The organism is Ensifer sp. ENS06, from assembly GCF_014852205.1.
GTDB classification, from domain to species: Bacteria; Pseudomonadota; Alphaproteobacteria; order Rhizobiales; family Rhizobiaceae; genus Ensifer; species Ensifer adhaerens.
Genome location: NZ_JACVBC010000006.1, coordinates 1 through 19,241 on the forward strand (window position 1 = coordinate 1; position 19,241 = coordinate 19,241).

Annotated in this window: 15 protein-coding genes and 1 pseudogene; 9 read left to right on the forward strand and 7 right to left on the reverse strand. The window is 63.8% G+C overall.

The features are described from left to right. Window positions 1-1,048, reverse strand: a 1,048-nt coding sequence (locus IB279_RS20940; RefSeq protein WP_192339776.1) for a glycine C-acetyltransferase, incomplete at its 3' end; no start/stop codon positions are given. Between the two features lie 201 nt (window positions 1,049-1,249). Then, window positions 1,250-3,127, reverse strand: coding sequence for a DNA helicase RecQ (recQ, locus tag IB279_RS20945; RefSeq protein ID WP_112772250.1), 1,878 nt, complete (start codon window positions 3,125-3,127; stop codon window positions 1,250-1,252). Window positions 3,128-3,321: 194 nt separating this feature from the next. On the opposite strand from recQ, the gene IB279_RS20950 reads away from it, so the two are divergent. Continuing rightward, complete coding sequence (locus tag IB279_RS20950) at window positions 3,322-4,161, forward strand: glycosyl transferase (protein ID WP_210338234.1); 840 nt, start codon at window positions 3,322-3,324, stop codon at window positions 4,159-4,161. Window positions 4,162-4,213: 52 nt separating this feature from the next. On the opposite strand, the gene dnaG is transcribed toward IB279_RS20950, so the two are convergent. Further along, window positions 4,214-6,226: a DNA primase gene (dnaG, locus tag IB279_RS20955; protein ID WP_112772251.1), complete on the reverse strand. Its 2,013-nt coding sequence runs from the start codon at window positions 6,224-6,226 to the stop codon at window positions 4,214-4,216. Window positions 6,227-6,441: 215 nt separating this feature from the next. Between dnaG and IB279_RS20960 the strand changes: the two genes are divergently transcribed. After that, window positions 6,442-7,347, forward strand: coding sequence for a hypothetical protein (locus IB279_RS20960; RefSeq protein ID WP_234824507.1), 906 nt, complete (start codon window positions 6,442-6,444; stop codon window positions 7,345-7,347). Window positions 7,348-7,353: 6 nt separating this feature from the next. Here the strand turns inward: IB279_RS20960 and IB279_RS20965 are convergent, their stop codons facing one another. Continuing rightward, complete coding sequence (locus IB279_RS20965) at window positions 7,354-7,803, reverse strand: GatB/YqeY domain-containing protein (protein ID WP_034789028.1); 450 nt, start codon at window positions 7,801-7,803, stop codon at window positions 7,354-7,356. Between the two features lie 326 nt (window positions 7,804-8,129). On the opposite strand from IB279_RS20965, the gene carA reads away from it, so the two are divergent. Next, window positions 8,130-9,335 carry a glutamine-hydrolyzing carbamoyl-phosphate synthase small subunit gene (gene carA / locus IB279_RS20970; protein ID WP_034788670.1) on the forward strand — a complete coding sequence of 402 codons (1,206 nt, stop codon included), beginning with the start codon at window positions 8,130-8,132 and terminating at the stop codon, window positions 9,333-9,335. 82 nt (window positions 9,336-9,417) lie between these two features. On the opposite strand, the gene IB279_RS20975 is transcribed toward carA, so the two are convergent. Continuing rightward, a complete protein-coding gene (locus IB279_RS20975) occupies window positions 9,418-10,308 on the reverse strand; it encodes a LysR substrate-binding domain-containing protein (protein WP_060606786.1) in 891 nt (296 codons plus the stop codon). A gap of 116 nt (window positions 10,309-10,424) precedes the next feature. Between IB279_RS20975 and IB279_RS20980 the strand changes: the two are divergent. From IB279_RS20980 to IB279_RS20990, 3 genes and pseudogenes are all read left to right on the forward strand, one after another. Beyond that, window positions 10,425-11,185, forward strand: a pseudogene (locus IB279_RS20980) (SDR family oxidoreductase). After that, window positions 11,182-12,102, forward strand: a complete 921-nt coding sequence (locus IB279_RS20985; protein WP_256439285.1) for an NAD(P)-dependent oxidoreductase — start codon at window positions 11,182-11,184, stop codon at window positions 12,100-12,102. The pseudogene IB279_RS20980 and the gene IB279_RS20985 overlap by 4 nt, the downstream one beginning before the upstream one ends. A 165-nt stretch (window positions 12,103-12,267) precedes the next feature. Then, window positions 12,268-12,573, forward strand: a complete 306-nt coding sequence (locus IB279_RS20990) for a hypothetical protein (RefSeq protein ID WP_060518687.1) — start codon at window positions 12,268-12,270, stop codon at window positions 12,571-12,573. 128 nt (window positions 12,574-12,701) lie between these two features. On the opposite strand, the gene IB279_RS20995 is transcribed toward IB279_RS20990, so the two are convergent. Then, on the reverse strand, window positions 12,702-13,904 hold the full coding sequence (locus IB279_RS20995) for a pyridoxal phosphate-dependent aminotransferase (RefSeq protein ID WP_112772253.1): 1,203 nt from the start codon (window positions 13,902-13,904) through the stop codon (window positions 12,702-12,704). Between the two features lie 458 nt (window positions 13,905-14,362). Here IB279_RS20995 and IB279_RS21000 point away from each other — a divergent pair, with 458 nt between their 5' ends. The 3 genes from IB279_RS21000 to IB279_RS21010 all read left to right on the forward strand — a co-directional run bounded on the left by IB279_RS21000 (window position 14,363) and on the right by IB279_RS21010 (window position 18,647). Then, the gene (locus IB279_RS21000) at window positions 14,363-16,717 is read left to right on the forward strand and encodes a marine proteobacterial sortase target protein (RefSeq protein WP_192339778.1); all 2,355 of its coding nucleotides are present in this window, start codon (window positions 14,363-14,365) and stop codon (window positions 16,715-16,717) included. Further along, window positions 16,707-17,375 (forward strand): class GN sortase, encoded by a 669-nt coding sequence (locus IB279_RS21005; protein ID WP_060539226.1) that lies wholly within the window; start codon window positions 16,707-16,709, stop codon window positions 17,373-17,375. The genes IB279_RS21000 and IB279_RS21005 overlap by 11 nt, the downstream gene beginning before the upstream one ends. Before the next feature lie 84 nt (window positions 17,376-17,459). Next, window positions 17,460-18,647, forward strand: coding sequence for a PQQ-dependent sugar dehydrogenase (locus IB279_RS21010; RefSeq protein ID WP_192339780.1), 1,188 nt, complete (start codon window positions 17,460-17,462; stop codon window positions 18,645-18,647). A gap of 18 nt (window positions 18,648-18,665) precedes the next feature. Here IB279_RS21010 and IB279_RS21015 read toward each other — a convergent pair whose 3' ends face one another. Beyond that, the gene (locus IB279_RS21015; protein WP_192339782.1) at window positions 18,666-19,097 is read right to left on the reverse strand and encodes a hypothetical protein; all 432 of its coding nucleotides are present in this window, start codon (window positions 19,095-19,097) and stop codon (window positions 18,666-18,668) included. Window positions 19,098-19,241: the final 144 nt, after the last annotated feature.

The following is a 19,241-nucleotide window of genomic DNA, read 5'->3' on the forward strand; positions in this document are numbered from 1 at the left end:
CATAGACGCCCTTCTTCAGCATGCGCGCCGCCATCTCCTGGGCGAGTGCGGCATCACCGAGCATCACCGGGATGATCGGGTGGCCCTCACCGGCCAGCGTGAAGCCGAGCTTGGTCATCTCGGTGCGGAACAGCGCCGCATTGGCATAGAGCCGTTCGCGCAAGGCATCGCCGTTGTCGATCAGGTCGAACACCTTCAGCGAGGCGGCGGCAATGACCGGCGCCAGGGTGTTGGAAAACAGATAAGGGCGCGAGCGCTGCCTGAGCCAGTCGACGACTTCGGCCTTGGCCGAGGTGTAGCCGCCCGAAGCGCCGCCGAGCGCCTTGCCGAGCGTGCCGGTGATGATGTCGATCCGGCCCTCGACGCCACAATGTTCGGCCGAGCCGCGGCCGTTCTTCCCGACGAAGCCGACCGCATGGCTGTCGTCGACCATGACCATGGCGCCATATTTGTCGGCGAGATCGCAGACGCCCTTAAGATTGGCGATGATGCCATCCATCGAGAACACGCCATCGGTGGCGATCAGCTTGAAGCGGCTGCCCTCGGCCTTCTTCAGCTCCTCCTCCAGCGCCGCCATGTCGTTGTTGGCGTAGCGGAAGCGCCTGGCCTTCGACAGCCGCACGCCGTCGATGATCGAGGCGTGGTTGAGCGCGTCGGAGATGATCGCATCCTCTTCGCCGAGCAGCGTTTCGAACAGGCCGCCATTGGCGTCGAAACAGGAGGAATAGAGGATCGTGTCTTCCAGGCCGAGGAAGGACGAAATGCGTGCCTCCAGTTGTTTGTGTTCCTCCTGCGTGCCGCAGATGAAACGCACCGAGGCCATGCCGTAACCGTAACGGTCGAGCGCCTGTTTGCCGGCCTCGGCCAGCTCCGCGTTGTCGGCAAGGCCGAGATAGTTGTTGGCGCAGAAGTTGAGCACCCGCTCGCCCGAGGCGACCTTGATTTCGCCCGCCTGCTTCGAGGTGATCACACGCTCCGACTTGTACAACCCGGCCGTCTTCAGGCCTTCGAGTTCTGAACGGAGATGGGTGAGAAAGGCTGAAGTCATGGCGCTCTCGCTTCAAGAAAACATCGCGTGCCTGACGAGTATCATGACGGCTTTTGACTTGCAGCAAAATCCGGCGCTCGGCCGCATCCAGCGTAAAAACGACAGGCCATTTCAAGGCGCGATGGCGGGCCGGAAATATTGTGTCGCGAAGCGCTTCGCCACAGACATTTTCCGACGACGGAGACGCGGGGCCCACCGCCATCACCCGTCGAGATACCCGTCGATGACCGCCAGAAATGCCTCGCCGTAGCGTTCGCGTTTGCTTTCGCCGATACCGGGAATGTCGAGCAGTTCGTCGAGGTCACGCGGGCGTTCCTTGGCAAGCGCAATCAAGGTCGCATCGGGGAAGACGACATAGGGCGGGACGTTCAGATCCTTGGCGATCGAGAAGCGCTCGGCGCGCAGCAGTTCGAAAAGTTCGAGATCGGACCCGGCCAGATCGGCCCGTTCGCGCTGCGATCCCGACTTGGCGCCGCGCGCCGCCTTGCCCGAGGTCGGGCGGTCCTTGCGGAAAAACACCTGGCGCTCGCGCTTGAACACCGCACGCGCCTCCGCCTCGAGCTTCATCGCGCCGAAGGCGGCATGGTCGACGCTGATCAGGCCCGCCGCCAGCAATTGCCGGAAGACCGATTGCCAGGTGCGAGCCGGCAGGTCCTTGCCGGCGCCGAAGACGGGCATGTCGACATGGCCGAAGCGCTCGGTCTTCTCGTTGACCGTGCCCATGAGCACATCGACCACGTGGCCGGTGCCGAAGCGCTCGCCGGTGCGATAGACCGCGGCCAGCGCCTTGATCGCCGCTTCCGTCCCGTCCCAGGTCTCGACCGGCTTCAGGCAGGTGTCGCAATGGCCGCAACGGCCGGGATGGGCCTCGCCGAAATGCGCAAGGATCGCCTGGCGGCGGCAGCCGGCCGTCTCGCAGATCGCCAAGAGCGCATTGAGCTTGCCGCGCTCGATGCGCTTGATGTCATCCGCCGCTCCACCCTCGTCGATCATCCGGCGGCGCTGCAGCACATCGGCCATGCCATAGGCCATCCAGACCTCAGAGGGCTGCCCGTCACGACCGGCGCGGCCGGTCTCCTGGTAATAGGCCTCCACCGATCCCGGCAGGTCGAGATGCGCGACATAACGCACGTCGGGCTTGTCGATGCCCATGCCGAAAGCGACGGTCGCAACGAGGCAAAGGCTCTCCTCTTTCAGGAAGGCGTCCTGATGCCTGTCGCGGAGCATGCGGTCCATGCCGGCATGATAGGGTAGCGCCCGGATGCCTTGCGCGTTCAGCCATTCGGCCGTGTCCTCGACCTTTGCGCGCGACAGGCAATAGACGATGCCGGAGGCCCCTTTGAAGCGGGAGAGAAAGCGCAGCAATTGCTGGCGCGGCTGGTCGCGCTCGACGATTTCATAGGCGATGTTCGGCCGGTCGAAGCTGGTGGTAAACACCTCGGCATTGCTGAGCGCCAGCCGCTCGACGATGTCGTCGCGGGTGTGCGGATCGGCGGTGGCAGTGAGCGCGATGCGCGGCACGCCGGGATAGCGCTCGGCTAGCAATCCGAGCGCGCGGTACTCGGGGCGGAAATCATGGCCCCATTGCGAAACGCAGTGCGCCTCGTCGATGGCAAAAAGCGCGATTCGGGCATTGCCTATGAGATCGACGAAGCCGTCGGTGACGGTCCGCTCCGGCGTCACATAGAGAAGGTCGAGCGTGCCGTCGTGGATCTGGCGCCTGACCGCAATCGCCTCCTCGCGCGTCAGCGACGAATTCAGCGCAGCCGCATTGACGCCAAGCTGTTTCAGCGCCTCCACCTGATCGCGCATCAGCGCGATCAGCGGCGAGACGACGACACCCAAACCGGGCCGGCAGAGCGCCGGGATCTGGAAGCAGAGCGACTTGCCGGCGCCGGTCGGAAAGAGAACGACGGCATCGCCGCCAGCGGTCACATGCTCGACCACTGCCTGCTGCTTGCCGCGAAAGGCGGAATAGCCATAGACGCGTTTCAGCACGTCGAGCGGTGCCTGGCCGGCTTCGTCGAAGAGCTTGCTGGCAGCGCTTCTTGAGGGCGTCGCCCTTTCGACGAACTCCATCACATCTCCTTCGGGAATCAGCTTAGGCCATCATGGCCAGATGCGCAGGCAATGCCATAGCCCTTGCCGCAACTGAAGAGACAAGGGCTGTTTTTCCCCGCAGGCCCTGCTGCGCTTCACCGGGGATTGCCCCGACAGCTTGACCTTGATAACGCATCGGTACTTTAGTGGCGCGCAGAAATCGGGACGTGATTATGGCAAATATTCTAGCGGCGAGCGGCGGCGTCAAGCAGATCATCTGCATCAACTGGGGTACGAAGTACGGCGCACCGTTCATCAACCGGCTCTACGCCATGGTGGCGCGCAACATCACCCCGCCCTTCACCTTCACCTGCTTTACCGACAATCGCGACGGCCTGCGTCCGGAAATCCTGTGCGAGGATTTGCCGCCGCTGGACATCGGCGAAATGCCCAAGAACACGCCCGGCATCTGGCAGAAGTCGCGGCTGTGGGGGCCGAAGCTCGGCAATCTCAAAGGCCCCGTCCTGTTCCTGGACCTCGACCTGGTTATCGTCGGATCGCTCGATGGTTTCTTCGAGGAGGGAGAACCGGACGACGTCATCCTCGCCCGCAACCAGACGACGCCGTTCGAGCGCCTCGGCCAGACCTCGCTGTTTCGCTATCCAGTCGGCAAGCTGGTGCCGTTGCAGGAGAAGTTCCGCGCCGACCCGCAAGGCATTGCCGACGAATACCGTTTCGAGCAGCGCTTCGTCACGCGCAATGCGCCGGGCGGGACCAAACTTTTCCCCCGCCGCTGGGTTCTGCATTTCCGGCAGGACTGCCGCCGGCCGTTCCCGCTCAACTTTTTCCTGGCACCCCGACTGCCCAAGGACGCGCGCGTCGTGCTGTTCCCGCGCAACCTCCTGCCGCAGCATGCGATCGAAGGCCGCTTCGGCAAGAAGGACAAGGTCTCCACCCCGCTTGGCCATATCCTCGGGCTGTTTGCATCCGACCGTTACGAGAAGAATGCGTTTCGCTATCTCCGGCACTACCTTCGCCCATCGCCATGGGTGGCCGATCATTGGCGCGAATAGTCGAGACTTCGCCGAGAGCAGGCCTGCTTTCGCTGCGGGGAAAACCCAGCAGCTAGCGCGCCGCCGGCCCCTTCACGCGGCCTGAAAGCACGCCGAAGCCCTCGATGATCGCTTCCTGGTTTTCAAGCCGCGTCACTTCGTGCTGCACTTCCTGAAGCGTGCGCAAAAGCTGTGGCACGGCTTCGAGGTCGCCCTCCTCGGTCGCATGGGCCAGTTCGCGTTCGAGCTCGCGCACCTGCCAGTGCAATGCCTTCGAGCGCTGGTGCAGTGCCAGCGCCTGCAGATAGCCTTCGCGGGCGTCCTCGGGCGCGGCCGCCGTTGTCGCGGTCCAGAGCCGCGCATAGCGGATCTGCTGGTCGATCGCGGTAATCAGCGCACCAAAACCCTCCGCCTGCAATTGTTCGAGCAGATCCTCGCGGTTCAACCGCGGCCCTTGCGCAGCCGCAGCGTTCAGCACCGCCGCCCAGCAGCGCTGCAGCTCGCGGTGGTCGAACTCGATCGTCGAGATCTCGTCATATTCGTCGAACAGCAATTGCGGATGGTTGACGATGGTGAGTGCCAGAACGCTCTCTCTCAGAAGCGGCGCCACCTGCTGTCCGCTGACCAGTGTCGAGCGCGCCAGCCGGTCGGAAATTGCCGTCGGCCCGCTCGCATTCGGCCCCCGTGGCTGACCGGCGCCGCGTGCTCCGCCGCCACCGCCCTGCCGGCCGCCGCGTTCAAACGGGCGCCGCTCGCCCCGCCCTGCCCCTGATGATTGCAGGAAAGCGTGAAGCCGGTCGCGCATGTCCTGGCCATAGTGCCGGCGCACGCTTTCGTCGGCGATCACGGATGTCACCTGCTTCAGCCGTGCTTCGAGCTCGGCGCGCTTTTCCGGCGTGTCGAAAGCGCCGCCGTGGACCTCGCGCTGCCAGACCATCTCGGCGAGCGAACGGGCGTTGGCGAGCACCTTGTCGAAGGGCCCACGGCCCTCCTGACGCACGAGGTCGTCGGGATCCTTGCCGTCCGGAAGCATGGCGAAGCGGACCGAACGACCGGGCTTCAGATGCGGCAGCGCCAGGTCGACGCCGCGGTTTGCGGCACGAATGCCCGCCCCATCACCGTCGAAGCAGAGCACCGGCTGCGACGTCATCTTCCACAAGAGATCGAGCTGGTTTTCGGTGAGCGCCGTGCCGAGCGGCGCAACGGCGTTTTCGACGCCCGCCTGATGCAGCGCGATCACGTCCATGTAGCCTTCGACGGCGATGATCGTTCCGGCCGCATCGTCCTGCCCGACGTCACGTGCGGCTCCTTGCGAAGCACGGCGCGCGCGGGCGAAATTGTAGAGCACGTTGCCCTTGTGGAAGAGCTCGGTCTCGTTTGAGTTCAGATACTTGGCCGGTGCGTCCGGTGACATGGCGCGGCCGCCAAATGCGATGACCTTCTCGCGCGACGACAGGATCGGGAACATGATGCGGTCGCGGAACCGGTCGTAGGAAACCGGCACGTCCGGCCCGTGCACAACGAGGCCGCAGGCCTCGATCTGTTCCTTGCCGACACCCTTGCCGGCGAGATGTTCCTTGAGCGCGTTGCGGCTGTCGGGCGCGTAGCCCAAACGAAAGGTCTCGATCGTGCGCCCCGTCAGCCCGCGCTCGCGCAGATAGGCGCGCGCCTTGGCGCCGTTGGCCGTCTGGAGTTGGTCCTCGAAGTACGCGGTCGCCAGCTCCATCACGTCGAGCAGGCTTGTACGTTCCTTCTCCCGGCGCTCTGCCTGCGGATCCGGTTGCGGCATGGCAACGCCCGCCATGTCGGCGATCTGCTGCACGGCTTCGGGAAAACTCAGGCCTTCGAGATCGGTCAGAAAGCGGAAGTGGTCACCCGAGACACCGCAGCCGAAGCAATGGTAGCGGCCCTTGCGGTCCTCGCAGTGAAAGCTCGGCGACTTCTCGCCGTGAAAGGGGCAGCAGGCCCAATAGTCGCCGCGCGAGACGTTGGTCTTGCGCCGGTCCCAGCTAACGCGCTTGGCAATCACGTCCGAAATCGGAACGCGATCGCGTATCTCGTCAAGAAAGGACTGTGAAAAGCGCATGGATACCTCTGGTCGATCCTCCATATAGGCGGCATGGCCGGCGGGCGCTACAACAGTGATCCTGCTTGCACGCTATTCACAGGAGCGAAACGGGAATCGCACGCCGGACGCACAAACAAAAGTTGTGTATGAATATTTTCTGAAGACCAAAAGTAGCACTTGACACCCCTTTGACGAAAAGGATCAATTCGCCGTCTCGAATTGGATCACTTGCCATGGCCATTTCCGTCAAAGTGCTCGCCTCCAGTCCGGCTTTCTTCGGCGCGGTGCTGAGCTATGCGCGCGGCATGGTGGAGATGTATGCGGCAAACCCGCGGCTCGCCTCGATCTTTGCCTCGCAGCAGCGCTGGCTGATGGCCCAATCCGGGCTTGCACTTTATCACGACCGCGATCCGGATGATCCCTCGAGCGGCCTCTACAGCGGCCGTTTCATCAACTATGCCGTCATGCACGGGATAGCCAGCCGCAACACCGCGGCATCCTTCGTGCAGGAAATGGTTACCTACCGCTTCGCCCGCTACATCACGGTGCAGCCCGACAAGCGCAGCCGGCCGCTGGAGCCTACCGAGGCAGCACTCGACTATGTCTGGAAATGGATGCAGTCCCATCTGGCCATCCTCGACGCCTTCGATGGCCAGTCGCGGCTGGCACGCCTAAGCGAAGAGCAGGACCAGTTCGGCCGGCTGCAGGCCGCCGTCGCCCACGCGCTTGTCGGCAACGACACGGTCCGTCGTCCAGGCCCGACCTTCGATCTCTTTACCTGGGTCAATTCCGGGGGCGTGGTGATGGACGATCTCTTTTCCCGCATCGGCGCCTTCGACCCCGAGGCGGAGCGCCTCGCCATCGGGCCGGTTTCGCCGAGCGATCTCAGCGAACGCTTCATCATCTCCAAGACCCACCTCAAGCGGATCTTCGACAAGGCAGCCCTTTTGGGCAATATGGGGTGGGAGCGGTCGCCCGGACGCGGCGCGGTCTGGCTGTCCAAAGCCTTCATCCGTGAATACTGGGATTACCAGGCGGAGAAGTTCGCGCTCATCGATCGCGCATTCGAAGCGACGTTTCCGGCGAAAGCCGAGGTGGCGACGCCCGTCTTATCGCAACGGGCGGCGGCACTGACTTGAGCGGAGCTACTTGAGCAGTTCCTTCACCAGGCCGGAGGCCTTGGCGAAGTCCATCTGGCCGGGATAGCGCTCCTTGAGCACGTTCATGCACTTGCCCATATCACGCAGGCCATGTGCGCCGGTTTCGGCGATGACCGAGGCGCAGAGTTCCTTCACCTTTGCCTCCGGAAGCTGGGCCGGCAGGAACTGGTTGATGATGACGATTTCCTCACGCTCCTGCGCGGCAAGCTCCGGCCGGCCGGCGTCGTCGTAGATACGAGCCGATTCTTCGCGCTGCTTGATCATCTTGGCGAGGATCTGCAGGATGTCGTCATCGCTGACCGGGTCCTTGCCGAGGCCCCGATTGGCAATGTCCCGATCCTTGATCGCCGCCTGGATCAGCCGCACGGTCGAGGTACGCCGTGCGTCCTTGGCTTTGAGGGCTTCCTTCAGTGCGTTAGCGAACAGGTCGCGCATGTCCATACTCCATGTCAAAACCGGCCCGCGGTGCTCTGCCCGGAACCGGTTCGAAACCATCATTGTTGTCGTCGTCTTAAACCAGTGTGACAGGCGCAATCAAACGGAATACGCAACCGCTTGAATTGTAAGGAATTTTATTTCCCGACAATTCACAGCGGCCGGTTGACCCGGCTAAGCGCTTTGGGTATTTTCCCGCACCTGCACAACATCGGCATGAGAGCACTTTTCCGCGGGGTTTCCGCGCGTCCATGCCTGAGCAAAGAAATGGCGATCGACTGCCGGGCTTTCAAGCCCCCGCTTCGCGCCGCAACGGGATAGGAACGATGACCGCGACACCCGCATGGACCACTGAAAAACCAACCGCACTGCTCGTTCTGGCCGACGGCACCGTGATCGAGGGCAAGGGCATCGGCGCGACCGGCAAAGTGCAGGCGGAGGTCTGCTTCAACACGGCGCTGACGGGCTACCAGGAAATTCTGACGGACCCCTCCTATCTCGGCCAGATCGTCACCTTCACCTTCCCGCACATCGGCAACATCGGCGCCAATGACGAAGACATCGAAGACCTGACGCCGGCAGCACGCCACGGCGCGGTCGGCGTCATCTTCAAGGCCGACATCACCGAGCCGTCCAACTACCGCGCCGCCAAGCACCTCGACGCCTGGCTGAAGGCCCGCGGCATCATCGGCCTTTGCGGTATCGACACCCGCGCGCTTACTGCCTGGATCCGAGAAAACGGCATGCCGAACGCCGTCATCGCCCACGACCCCTCGGGCGTCTTCGATATCGAGACGCTGAAGAAGGAAGCCAAGGCCTGGAGCGGCCTTGAGGGCCTCGACCTTGCCAAGGTCGCGACCTCCGGCCAGTCGTCGCGCTGGGACGAGCAGCCGTGGGTCTGGAACGAAGGTTATTCGACGCTCGGCGAAACCGATGCCGCCTACCATATCGTCGCGCTCGACTACGGCGTGAAGCGCAACATCCTGCGCCTCTTTGCCGGCCTCAACGCCCGCGTCACGGTCATGCCGGCCACGACCAGCGCCGACGAAGTGCTGGCGCAGAAGCCGGACGGCATCTTCCTGTCGAACGGCCCCGGCGACCCGGCAGCAACCGGAAAATACGCCGTGCCGGTCATCCAGGACCTGCTCAAGACCGACATCCCGGTCTTCGGCATCTGCCTCGGCCACCAGATGCTGGCGCTGGCACTCGGCGGCAAGACCGAAAAGATGCACCAGGGCCACCACGGCGCCAACCATCCGGTCAAGGACCACACCACCGGCAAGGTCGAGATCGTCTCGATGAACCACGGCTTCGCGGTGGATTCGAAGTCGCTGCCGCAGGGTGTTGATGAGACTCACATTTCGCTCTTCGACGGCACCAATTGCGGCCTGCGCGTCGCCGGCAAGCCGGTGTTCTCGGTCCAGCACCACCCGGAAGCCTCCCCCGGCCCGCAGGACAGCCACTATCTCTTCCGCCGCTTCATGAACCTCGTGCGCGAGAAGAAGGGCGAACCGGCGCTCGCGGAGCGCTAAACGACCGATCGAGACAAGCTTCGAAGGCCCGCTCCGAGCGGGCCTTTTCTTTTCGAGCATGCGCCTTCGCTGCCGCCCAGCCTCACTCTCCTGGCAGATGCGTGACGATGAAGTCGACGACGGCGCGAACCGACGGCAGTTGCCCGCGCCGATGCGGCATCAACAGCGTCGTCGTCACGCTGCCTGCTTCCCAATCGGCAAGCACACGCACAAGACTTCCAGCCTCGATTGCCGCCCGACAGATCTTTCTCGGTAGCGCGGTGATGCCAAGACCGGAGACGGCGGCCTCGAGCAACACGTTGGATTCGTCTGCGAGGAACCGCGGCATGGGGCGCACCCTGACGACCACGCCCGCGTCGTTGCGCATCGTCCATCCCTCCGAGGTCAGGGAGGCCAGCAGCCCGTCGTGGCGCGAAAGGTCGCTCGGTTCGCGCGGGTGCCCGCGATTTTCCAGGTAGGCGGGCGCTGCCACGAGCAGGATGGCATCGTTTGCCACCCGCCGCTGCACCATGCCGGAATCGGGCAACGGTGCGAAGTGATCGCGCACCGCGATGTCGAAGCCCTCCTGCACCACATCGACGAAACGGTCCGTCGCGTGCAGCATCACCCGCATCTTGGGATAGGCCTGCGCCAGCGGCGGCAGCAGCCCCGCCAGCATCATCTGAGCCGTCGGCACAGAGGCGGTGATCCTCACCGTTCCGCTCGGTTCGGCAAGGCGCCCCTTGACGATGGCTTCTGCCGCCTCCGCCTCTATCAACATCGCCGAGGCATGCCGGTAGAAATCCTCGCCTATCTCCGTCACGGTGAAGCGACGCGAAGTTCGGTTGATCAGCCGGACGCCAAGCGTCTTTTCCAGCTCGGCCACGCGCTTGCTCAGCGTCGATTTCGGCACGTTCAGCGCCCGCGCCGCCGGCGCGAACCCCTTGTGATCGACCACATGGGCAAAGACGATGAAGTCGTTGAGATTGCGCATCGCGGGCCTCCAATGTCTACAAACGTGGACGATACATCCACGTTTGCCCGTCTTACGCAATATCGTCCACGAAATTATCTCTTCCTCATCGAAGCCTGATATCGAAGGAAAAGACAATGGGTATCTATCAAGACAAGAAAGCCGTCGTCATCGGCGGCACGCATGGCATGGGTCTGGCGACGGTCGAGCGGCTCGTCGACGGCGGTGCCGAGGTGCTTCTGACCGGAAACAACGAAGAGAACCTCGCCCGGATCCAGCGCGCTTCGGCGACCGCGTTCATGCGGTAAAGTCAGATGTCGCCGATCTCGGCGAGATCGCTGTGCTCGGGGCGACGGTCGGGCAGAAGCTGGGTTCGATCGATCTCCTGCACGTCAACGCCGGCACATCGCTGCTCGAGCCATTCGACCAGGTGACGGAGGCCTCCTACGATCGCCAGTTCACCATCAACACCAAGGGTGCCTTTTTCACCGTTCAGCGGCTGGCGCCGCTGATCCGCGACGGCGGCTCGATCGTCTTTACCTCGTCGGTTGCTGATGTCGGCGGCCATCCGGGAATGGCGGTCTATAGTGGCAGCAAGGCGGCGCTGATCTCGTTTGCCTCCGTCTTTGCCGCCGAGCTTCTGCCGCGCGGCATAAGGGTCAACTCGGTCAGCCCCGGCTTCATCGATACGCCGACCAAGGGCGTGGCGGGCGTCACCGACGCCGAACGTGCCGAGTTCAAGGCGCTCGGCGATGCGATCACCCCGATGGGCCGCAACGGCACGGCGGACGAAGTCGCCCGCGCCGTGCTGTTTCTCGCCTTCGATGCCACCTTCACCACCGGCGCCCGCCTCACCGTCGACGGTGGCCTCGGCCAGCAATTGTCGCCGGCAGCCTGAAGCGGGCCAGAGCGGGGAACCAGGAGCGGAGAAACACGATGTCCAAATCCAAATCCAAATCCATCTCCATCATCGGCCTCGGCGCCATGGGCACGGCACTTGCCAAAACCCTCATCGACGCGGGCAACACCGCCACCGTCTGGAACCGTACGCCCGCGCGGGCCGACGCGCTGGTTGCCCGCGGCGCTCGCCGGGCAGCAACGGTCACCGAAGCCATTGCGGCCAGCGATATCCTCATCCTATGCCTCACCGACTACGCCGCCGTCGAAACGACGCTGGCAGATGTCGGCCCCATGCTCGCAGGCAAGACCGTCATCAACCTCACCAACGGTCGCCCGGATGAAGTCCGGGCGGTCGCGGCCCGCCTTGAAGCGTACGGCGCACGCTATCTCGACGGAGGAATCATGGCGACGCCGCCGATGATCGGCACACCGGATGCCTTCATTCTCTATAGTGGTAGCGCCGATGCTTTCGAAAAAACCAGGGAGCAATTGGCCGCCTTCGGCCAGAGCCACTATCTCGGCGAGGATCCTGTTCTCGCCGCGGTCAGCGACCTCGCCTTGCTGTCGGCGATGTACGGTCTCTTCGGCGGCTATCTGCACGCAACGGCGCTCGCCGGCAGCGTCGGCTTCACCGCGAAGCAGTTCCTGCCGCTGGTCGAGCCCTGGCTTGCCGCGATGATGACGGCGCTGCCTGATTATGCCGAACGGATCGACAGCGGCGACCACGGCCGCGACGTGATGTCGAACCTCTCAATGCAATCGGTGGCGATCACCAACATCGTTGCCGCAAGCCGCAGCCTGGGCATCGATCCGACCTTCATGGAGCCGATCGAAAGGCTGGCAAAAAAGCGCCTCGCCGCCGGCTTTGGCAGCGACGAGGCCTCCGGCCTCATCGAGGCGATGCGGGGCAAATAGAGGGCGGCCCCAGCGGTCCGGATGCAAGCGCACGCCGATGATGCTCGCCAGCGCGCCGCAAGCAAACAACAAGCAGATGGCCCGCGGTCGAAACGCCGCGGGCTATCTGCTTGTTGTTGACCCTCGGCCACCCTTCGCGCATCCTCACCGCAACTGGAGGTGACGATGATTACAGGTCCACAGTGCCGCGCCGCCCGGGCGCTGATCGAAATTTCGCGCGAAATGCTTTCGAGCTTTTCCGGCGTCGACGAGGAGACGATCCTCAAGTTCGAGCGCAAGCTGGAGAAACCCGGCGACGCCGTGATCCTCTCGTTGAAGCATGCGCTCGAAAATGCCGGCGCGGTGTTTCTGCCGGAGGGCGAACGCGGCATCGGCGTACGGCTGAAGTTCACCCGCTCCGAGGCCCGCCGCCTCTCGATCCTCGAAAGCGAGGGTGGCATCGTTGGCGACGATGAGGTTCCCGGCGCCTGAGAATGAGCCCTGATTTCAAGGCCTTAGCCGGCTGACTTGAATCAGGATGACCAACGGTTGAATCGCTTTACGAACGAAAAACCCGCCGTTGCCGGCGGGTTCTTTTTTTGAAAGACGGTCGCCCGCGCTTACTTGCAGGCGGCGCAGAAGCGCTGGATGCGGCGGCAGGCTTCCTCGAGCTGGGCTTCCGAGGTCGCATAGGAGATGCGGAAGTTCGGGCCGAGGCCGAAGGCCGAACCGTGGACGACGGCGACGCCTTCGGATTCCAGCAGTTCCGACACGAAGTCTTCGTCCGTCTCGATGACCTTGCCCGACGGCGCGGTCTTGCCGATCAAGCCGGCGCAGGACGGATAGACGTAGAAGGCGCCTTCGGGCGTCGGGCACGAAATGCCCTTGGCCTGGTTCAGCATCGACACGACGAGATCGCGGCGGCCTTCGAAGATCTTCTTGTTTTCGGGAATGAAGTCCTGCGTGCCGTTCAGCGCCTCGACGGCCGCCCACTGGGCGATCGAGGTGGCGCCCGAGGTCTGCTGGCCCTGGATCATGTCCATGGCCTTGATCAGCTGCAGCGGGCCGGCGGCGTAGCCGATGCGCCAGCCGGTCATGGCATAGGCCTTGGAGACGCCGTTCATCGTCAGCGTGCGGTCATAGAGACCGGGCTCGACCTCGACCGGGGTCGCGAACTTGAAGTCGCCATAGGTCAGGTGCTCGTACATGTCGTCGGTGAGGATCCAGACATGCGGGTGCTTCATCAGCACGTCGGTCAGCGCCTTCAGCTCGGCATGGCTGTAGGCGGCACCCGACGGGTTGGACGGCGAGTTGAAGATGAACCACTTGGTCTTCGGCGTGATCGCCTTGTCCAGATCTTCGGCCTTGAGCTTGAAGTTGTTTTCCTGCTTGGTCGAAACCGTCACCGGCGTACCACCGCACAGCGCCACCATTTCCGGGTAGGAAACCCAGTAGGGTGCAGGGATCACGACTTCATCGCCGGCGTTCAGGGTCGCCATGAAGGCGTTGAAAAGAATCTGCTTTCCGCCGGTGCCGACGATCGTCTGAGCGGCGGTGTAGTCGAGTTTGTTTTCGCGCTTGAACTTCTTGGCGATCGCTTCGCGCAGTTCCGGAATGCCGGAGACCGGCGTGTACTTCGTCTCGCCGCGGTTGATCGCGTCGATGGCGGCCTTCTTGATATTGTCGGGCGTGTCGAAGTCCGGCTCACCGGCGCCAAGGCCGATGACATCGCGGCCTTTCGCTTTCAGCTCACGGGCTTTCTGCGAAACGGCGATGGTGGCGGAAGGCTTTACACGGGAAAGGGCATCGGCAAGGAAGGCCATGGGTGAAGGTCCTGATCGTTTCGAGACGAGGTGATCGCTACGGAACGAAAAGGCAGGCTCCATAGCGGTTAGGTCTATGTCGAAAGACGCCCGGTCTTGCAAGCGCCGGATAGGCAAAAACGCCGGAAACGCGGGCAAAAAGCGTCACCATGACAAAGTTTCATGAATGCGATCAGCATCGTCGATCGGAGGTCGCGATACCGAGCGATGCATCACCGTCCGTCGAGCGCCGACAAAACGGATTGTGGCACCCGTTCGAACGGCCACGAAACGTAACGGTCAGAAACGGTTGGTGATCGCGATTTATTCAAAAAAATCAGCGCAATCCCGCAATTTTTCAAATGCCATAATTTAGCCACCACAACTGTCGCGGAACGCCGCAATTCCGTCCAGCAACAGCCGGTTTCCGGGCATTTCCTTCGATGATCCGAACACATTCGCATTACGGGGGTTATGCAATGTTTCTCGACGACGAAATCGCTTCCATGAAGACACGGCAGAACGAAGCACGCTGGGGCATGTACCTGGCGCTCGCGGCCCTTGCCGCCTGCATCCTGATGTTCATCGGCCTGATGACCCAGGCGACCGCGCAAACTGCTGATGCCAAGCCGCGGCAGCTGGCGGGCTACGTTCGCCCCAACGACATCGGCACCGGCGCCCTGCTCTTTCCGTCGAAGGAGCCGGGCTATTTCGTCGAGGCGCCGCGCCTTGCGACCGACGTTCAGATCGACGTCAACGGCCCGATCATGCGCACCCGCGTCACCCAGCGCTTCGAGAACCCGAGCAAGGGCTGGGTTGAGGGCACCTATGTCTTTCCCCTGCCCGAGGATTCGGCCGTCGACACGCTGAAGATGCAGATCGGCGACCGCTTCATCGAGGGTGAGATCAAGGCGCGTGAGGCGGCCAGGGAGATTTACGAGCAGGCAAAGGCCGAGGGCAAGAAGGCAGCGCTTCTCGAACAGCAGCGCCCGAACATCTTCACCAACCAGGTCGCCAATATCGGTCCCGGCGAAACGGTCGTCGTGCAGATCGAGTACCAGAGCGCGGTCCGCCAATCGAACGGCCTCTATTCGCTGCGTTTCCCCATGGTCGTGGCGCCGCGCTACAACCCGCAGCCGATCGTTCAGACCGTCGATCTCGACAGCCGCACCGGTTATGCCGTCAGCGACCCGGTCCCCGACCGCGAGAAGATCGAAGCGCCAGTCCTCGACCCCAAAGAGAACGCCAGGATCAACCCCGTCACACTGACGGTGAACCTCAAGGCCGGCTTCCCGCTCGGCGAAGTGAAATCAGGCTACCACGACGTCGATATCGCCAATCTTGACGATCTCAGCCGCCGCGTGACGCTGAAGGGCGACAGCGTGCCTGCCGATCGCGACTTCGAGCTCACCTGGAAGGCGATCGAGGGCAAGAGCCCCTATGCCGGCCTGTTCCGCGAAACGGTCGGCGGCAAGACCTATCTGCTCTCGTTTGTCACCCCGCCGGCAGCAGCAAACGAGGCTGACGCCAAGCCGGTCAAGCGCGAGATCGTCTTCGTCATCGACAATTCCGGCTCCATGGCCGGCCCGTCGATGGAGCAAGCCAAGGAGAGCCTGGCGCTCGCGATCTCCAGACTGAAGCCCGAGGACCGTTTCAACGTCATCCGCTTCGACGACACCATGTCGGTGCACTTTCCCGAGCTGGTCGAAGCGACACCGGACAAGCGGGAGGACGCAATCGCCTATGTGCGCGGCCTGACAGCCGATGGCGGCACCGAGATGCTGCCAGCGCTGGAAGCGGCCCTCCGCACGCAAGGATCGGTACAGCCCGGCGCGCTTCGCCAGGTGGTCTTCCTGACCGACGGCGCGATCGGCAACGAGACGCAGCTTTTCGAGGAGATCCAGAAGAACCGCGGCGAGGCTCGCGTCTTCACCGTCGGCATCGGCTCTGCTCCGAACAGCCACTTCATGACCAAGGCGGCCGAATATGGCCGCGGCACCTTCACGCTGATCGGCTCGGAGAGCGAGGTCGCCGCGCGCATGGGCGAGCTTTTCACCAAGCTCGAGAGCCCCGCAATGACCGATATCGCCGCGAGCTTCGAGGGCGCCTCGGCGAGCGACATCACCCCCAACCCGATGCCCGATCTTTATCGCGGCGAGCCTGTGGTGCTGACGGCCGAACTCGACGGCACCGCACCCGAAGGCAAGCTGCAGATCCTCGGCAAGGCCGGCGACCAGCCCTGGCGGGTGGAGATGGACATCGCCAAGGCCTCGACCGGCGAAGGCATCGCCAAGCTCTGGGCGCGCCGCAAGATCGACGACCTCGAAGCGAGCGCGTCGACGATCGCCGACCCCGCGACCCTCGACAAGCGGATCGAGACGGTGGCACTTGCCCACCATCTGGTCTCCCGCGTGACCAGCCTCGTTGCCGTCGACGCGACGCCGTCGCGGCCCGCCAGCGAGAACCTGAGCGAAACGAAGCTGCCGCTCAATCTCCCCGCCGGCTGGGACTTCGGAAAGGTCTTCGGCGAAGCCCCTGTCGAGACTGTCCCCGGCAAAGTCGACGAACGTGACGCCGCGCTCGAAAGCCGAACCAAGCTTGCGATGGTCACGGCCGACCGCATGCTGGCCGCACCGACGGCGCGGGCGGCAGGTCTGCTCGCGGAAGCCAACAACCAGGTCGCCCTGCCGCAGACGGCAACGGAGGCCGACAAGCAGATCCTGATCGGCCTGATGCTGCTCGTCTTCGCTCTGCTTGCCGGCACGACCTTTGTCTACTGGCGGGCGCCGATCGCCGCCGTCGTGCTTGCCGGAGTGCGCCGCCGTGGCCGCTGACAAGGATCAGTCCGAGCCACGGCCGGGCTTTCTCGCCCGCCTCTCGGCGGTCGAAACGATCGTGCTCGCGATCATCTCGCTCATTGCCCTTGCCGGTCTGCTTCTGATCGGCAAGGGCTTCTACATGAAGGCCAAGGCCGAGGTCTCGCAGGTGCTTCTGAAGCGTACCTTCGAGGCGCAGCTGCACGGCAACCCGGATGGCAAGCCCTGGCCCTGGGCCGATTTCCAGACGGCCGCGGAAATCTCGGCGCCTCGGATCAACCGCTCGGCGATCGTGCTCCAAGGCGCAAGCGGCGAAGCGCTGGCCTTCGGGCCCGCCTGGTTGACGACGACGCCGCTCCCCGGCGACGAAGGTACCTCGGTCATCGCCGCCCATCGCGACACGCATTTTCGCTGGCTGAAGGAGGTCAACCCCGGCGACCTTCTGGTGCTGACCCGCAAGGACGGCCGCCGCTTCCTGTTTAGGGCCGGCGAAAGCCGGGTTGCCCGCTGGGACGAAAGCGGCATCAACGCGTCCGCCAGCGGCCACCATCTGGCGCTCGCCACCTGCTGGCCCTTCGACGCGATCGAGCAGGGACCGATGCGCTACATCGTCGATGCAGAACTTATCGGCGAACAGCGTCCGGTACCGCTGACGACGGGCTCGATCTCGAAATAAACCGCTTTTGATCGGATGTGACTTGAACCGCTCCGTCGATCGCCCCAGCTTGCCTGCTGAACGAGTCGGTGCGGGAGAAACGGAATGGGGCATACGGGCGCTGGAACATCGGGACGGGCGGGCAAACGGTCGCGTGCGGTCGGAATCCTGGCCGTGTCCGTTGCGCTGGCAACGTTTGCTCCTCCGAGCGCCGGGGCACAGGATGCCCGCGAGTTTCCGAGCGAGCACGGTAGCGTGCGTGTCGAGACGCTCGCGACCGGGCTTGAACACCCCTGGTCCGTCGAGGCACTCCCCGATGGCGGCCTGATCGTCAGCGAGCGGCCGGGTCGGCTGCGGATCCTGCGCGACGGCAAGCTCTCGAAACCGCTGACGGGCGTGCCCGAGGTCGCCGAGCGTGGCCAGGGCGGCCTGCTCGACATCGCGCTCGATCCCCGTTTTGCAGAAACCCGGACGCTCTACTTGACGATGGCCGCCAACGGCAAAGGCGGCTACGGCACCGTCGTCCTACGGGCAAAGCTCGCCGCCGACGGAACCGGGCTTACCGACGTCAAGGAGCTCTTCCGGATGAGCAAGTTTACCGGCAAGGGCCAGCATTTCGGCTCGCGCATCGCAATCGCTCCCGATGGCAGCCTTTTCTTCGGCATCGGCGATCGCGGCGAAGGCGACCGGGCGCAGGACCCGCGCGATCATGCCGGCGCCATCCTGCATATCAATGCCGACGGCAGCGTTCCCGGATCGAACCCTTATGGCGGCGGCACCGGCGGCCTGCCGGAGATCTGGTCGAAGGGCCACCGCAATCCTCAAGGGATCGCCTTCGATCCGAAGGACGGCACGCTTCTGACGGTCGAGCACGGCGCGCGCGGCGGCGACGAGATCAACAATCCGAAGCCCGGCCACAATTACGGCTGGCCCGTCATTACCTACGGCAAGGACTATTCCGGCGCCGAGATCGGCGAAGGCACGGCGAAAGAAGGCCTCGATCAGCCGCTCTTCTATTGGGATCCCTCGATCGCGCCTGGCGCGCTTGCCGTCTATCGCGGCGAGATGTTTCCCGAATGGGATGGCGATCTTCTGGTGGCGGCGCTGAAGTACCAGTTGCTCGCCCGGCTCGAACGCGACGACAGCGGCGCGATCGGCTCCGAGGAGCGGCTGTTCGACGGCGAATTCGGCCGCATCCGGGACGTCGTCGTGGCACCCGACGGCGCCTTGCTGATGGTGACGGACGAGGAAGACGGCGCCGTGCTCAGGGTCTCAAAGGCGGCGACGCAATAGCCGGCGCGCGCCGCACGTTCACGATAGCCGATCGCGAACCTCGCGCCGGAACATGAATTTCAACCCGGACCAGACGGCATCGACCGCGCAAACCTTCACGTCGACAAGGCCGAGCGGCAGGAAGATTTCACGCAAAACGTCCTCGGTCAGTGTCGTCGGCCGCTTCGACGCCTTCTTTGGCCAGGAGACCCACAGCATGCCGTCAGGCTTCAATCTCGCAGCCAGCTTCGGCGCGAGCTCTTCCAAAGCCGATCGCTCCGTTTCAAACACATGCGCATAGTCAATGTCGCGCGCGGCCACGGTGCCGATCTCGGTCTCGCTGGCCCGAAAGCCGGAAAAACCGCTGATCGCATCGAGCCCGGCTGGAACCCGAAGAAGCAGGGCCCGCTGCCCGTCTTTCAGCCCCAGCTTGGGCCCGAGCGGCGTGCCGGAATAGCCGGCATCGCTCATGGTCGCCGATCTCCGATGGGTGATAGGAGCTGAGCCCCCTCCTCGGCGCCCTCTCCCGGCACCGTGTCTCCGGCCGTTTCCATCGACAACAACTCCGCCCAACCGTGGCGACGATGAGCCTTGCCCGGCGAAAACGCAACTGCT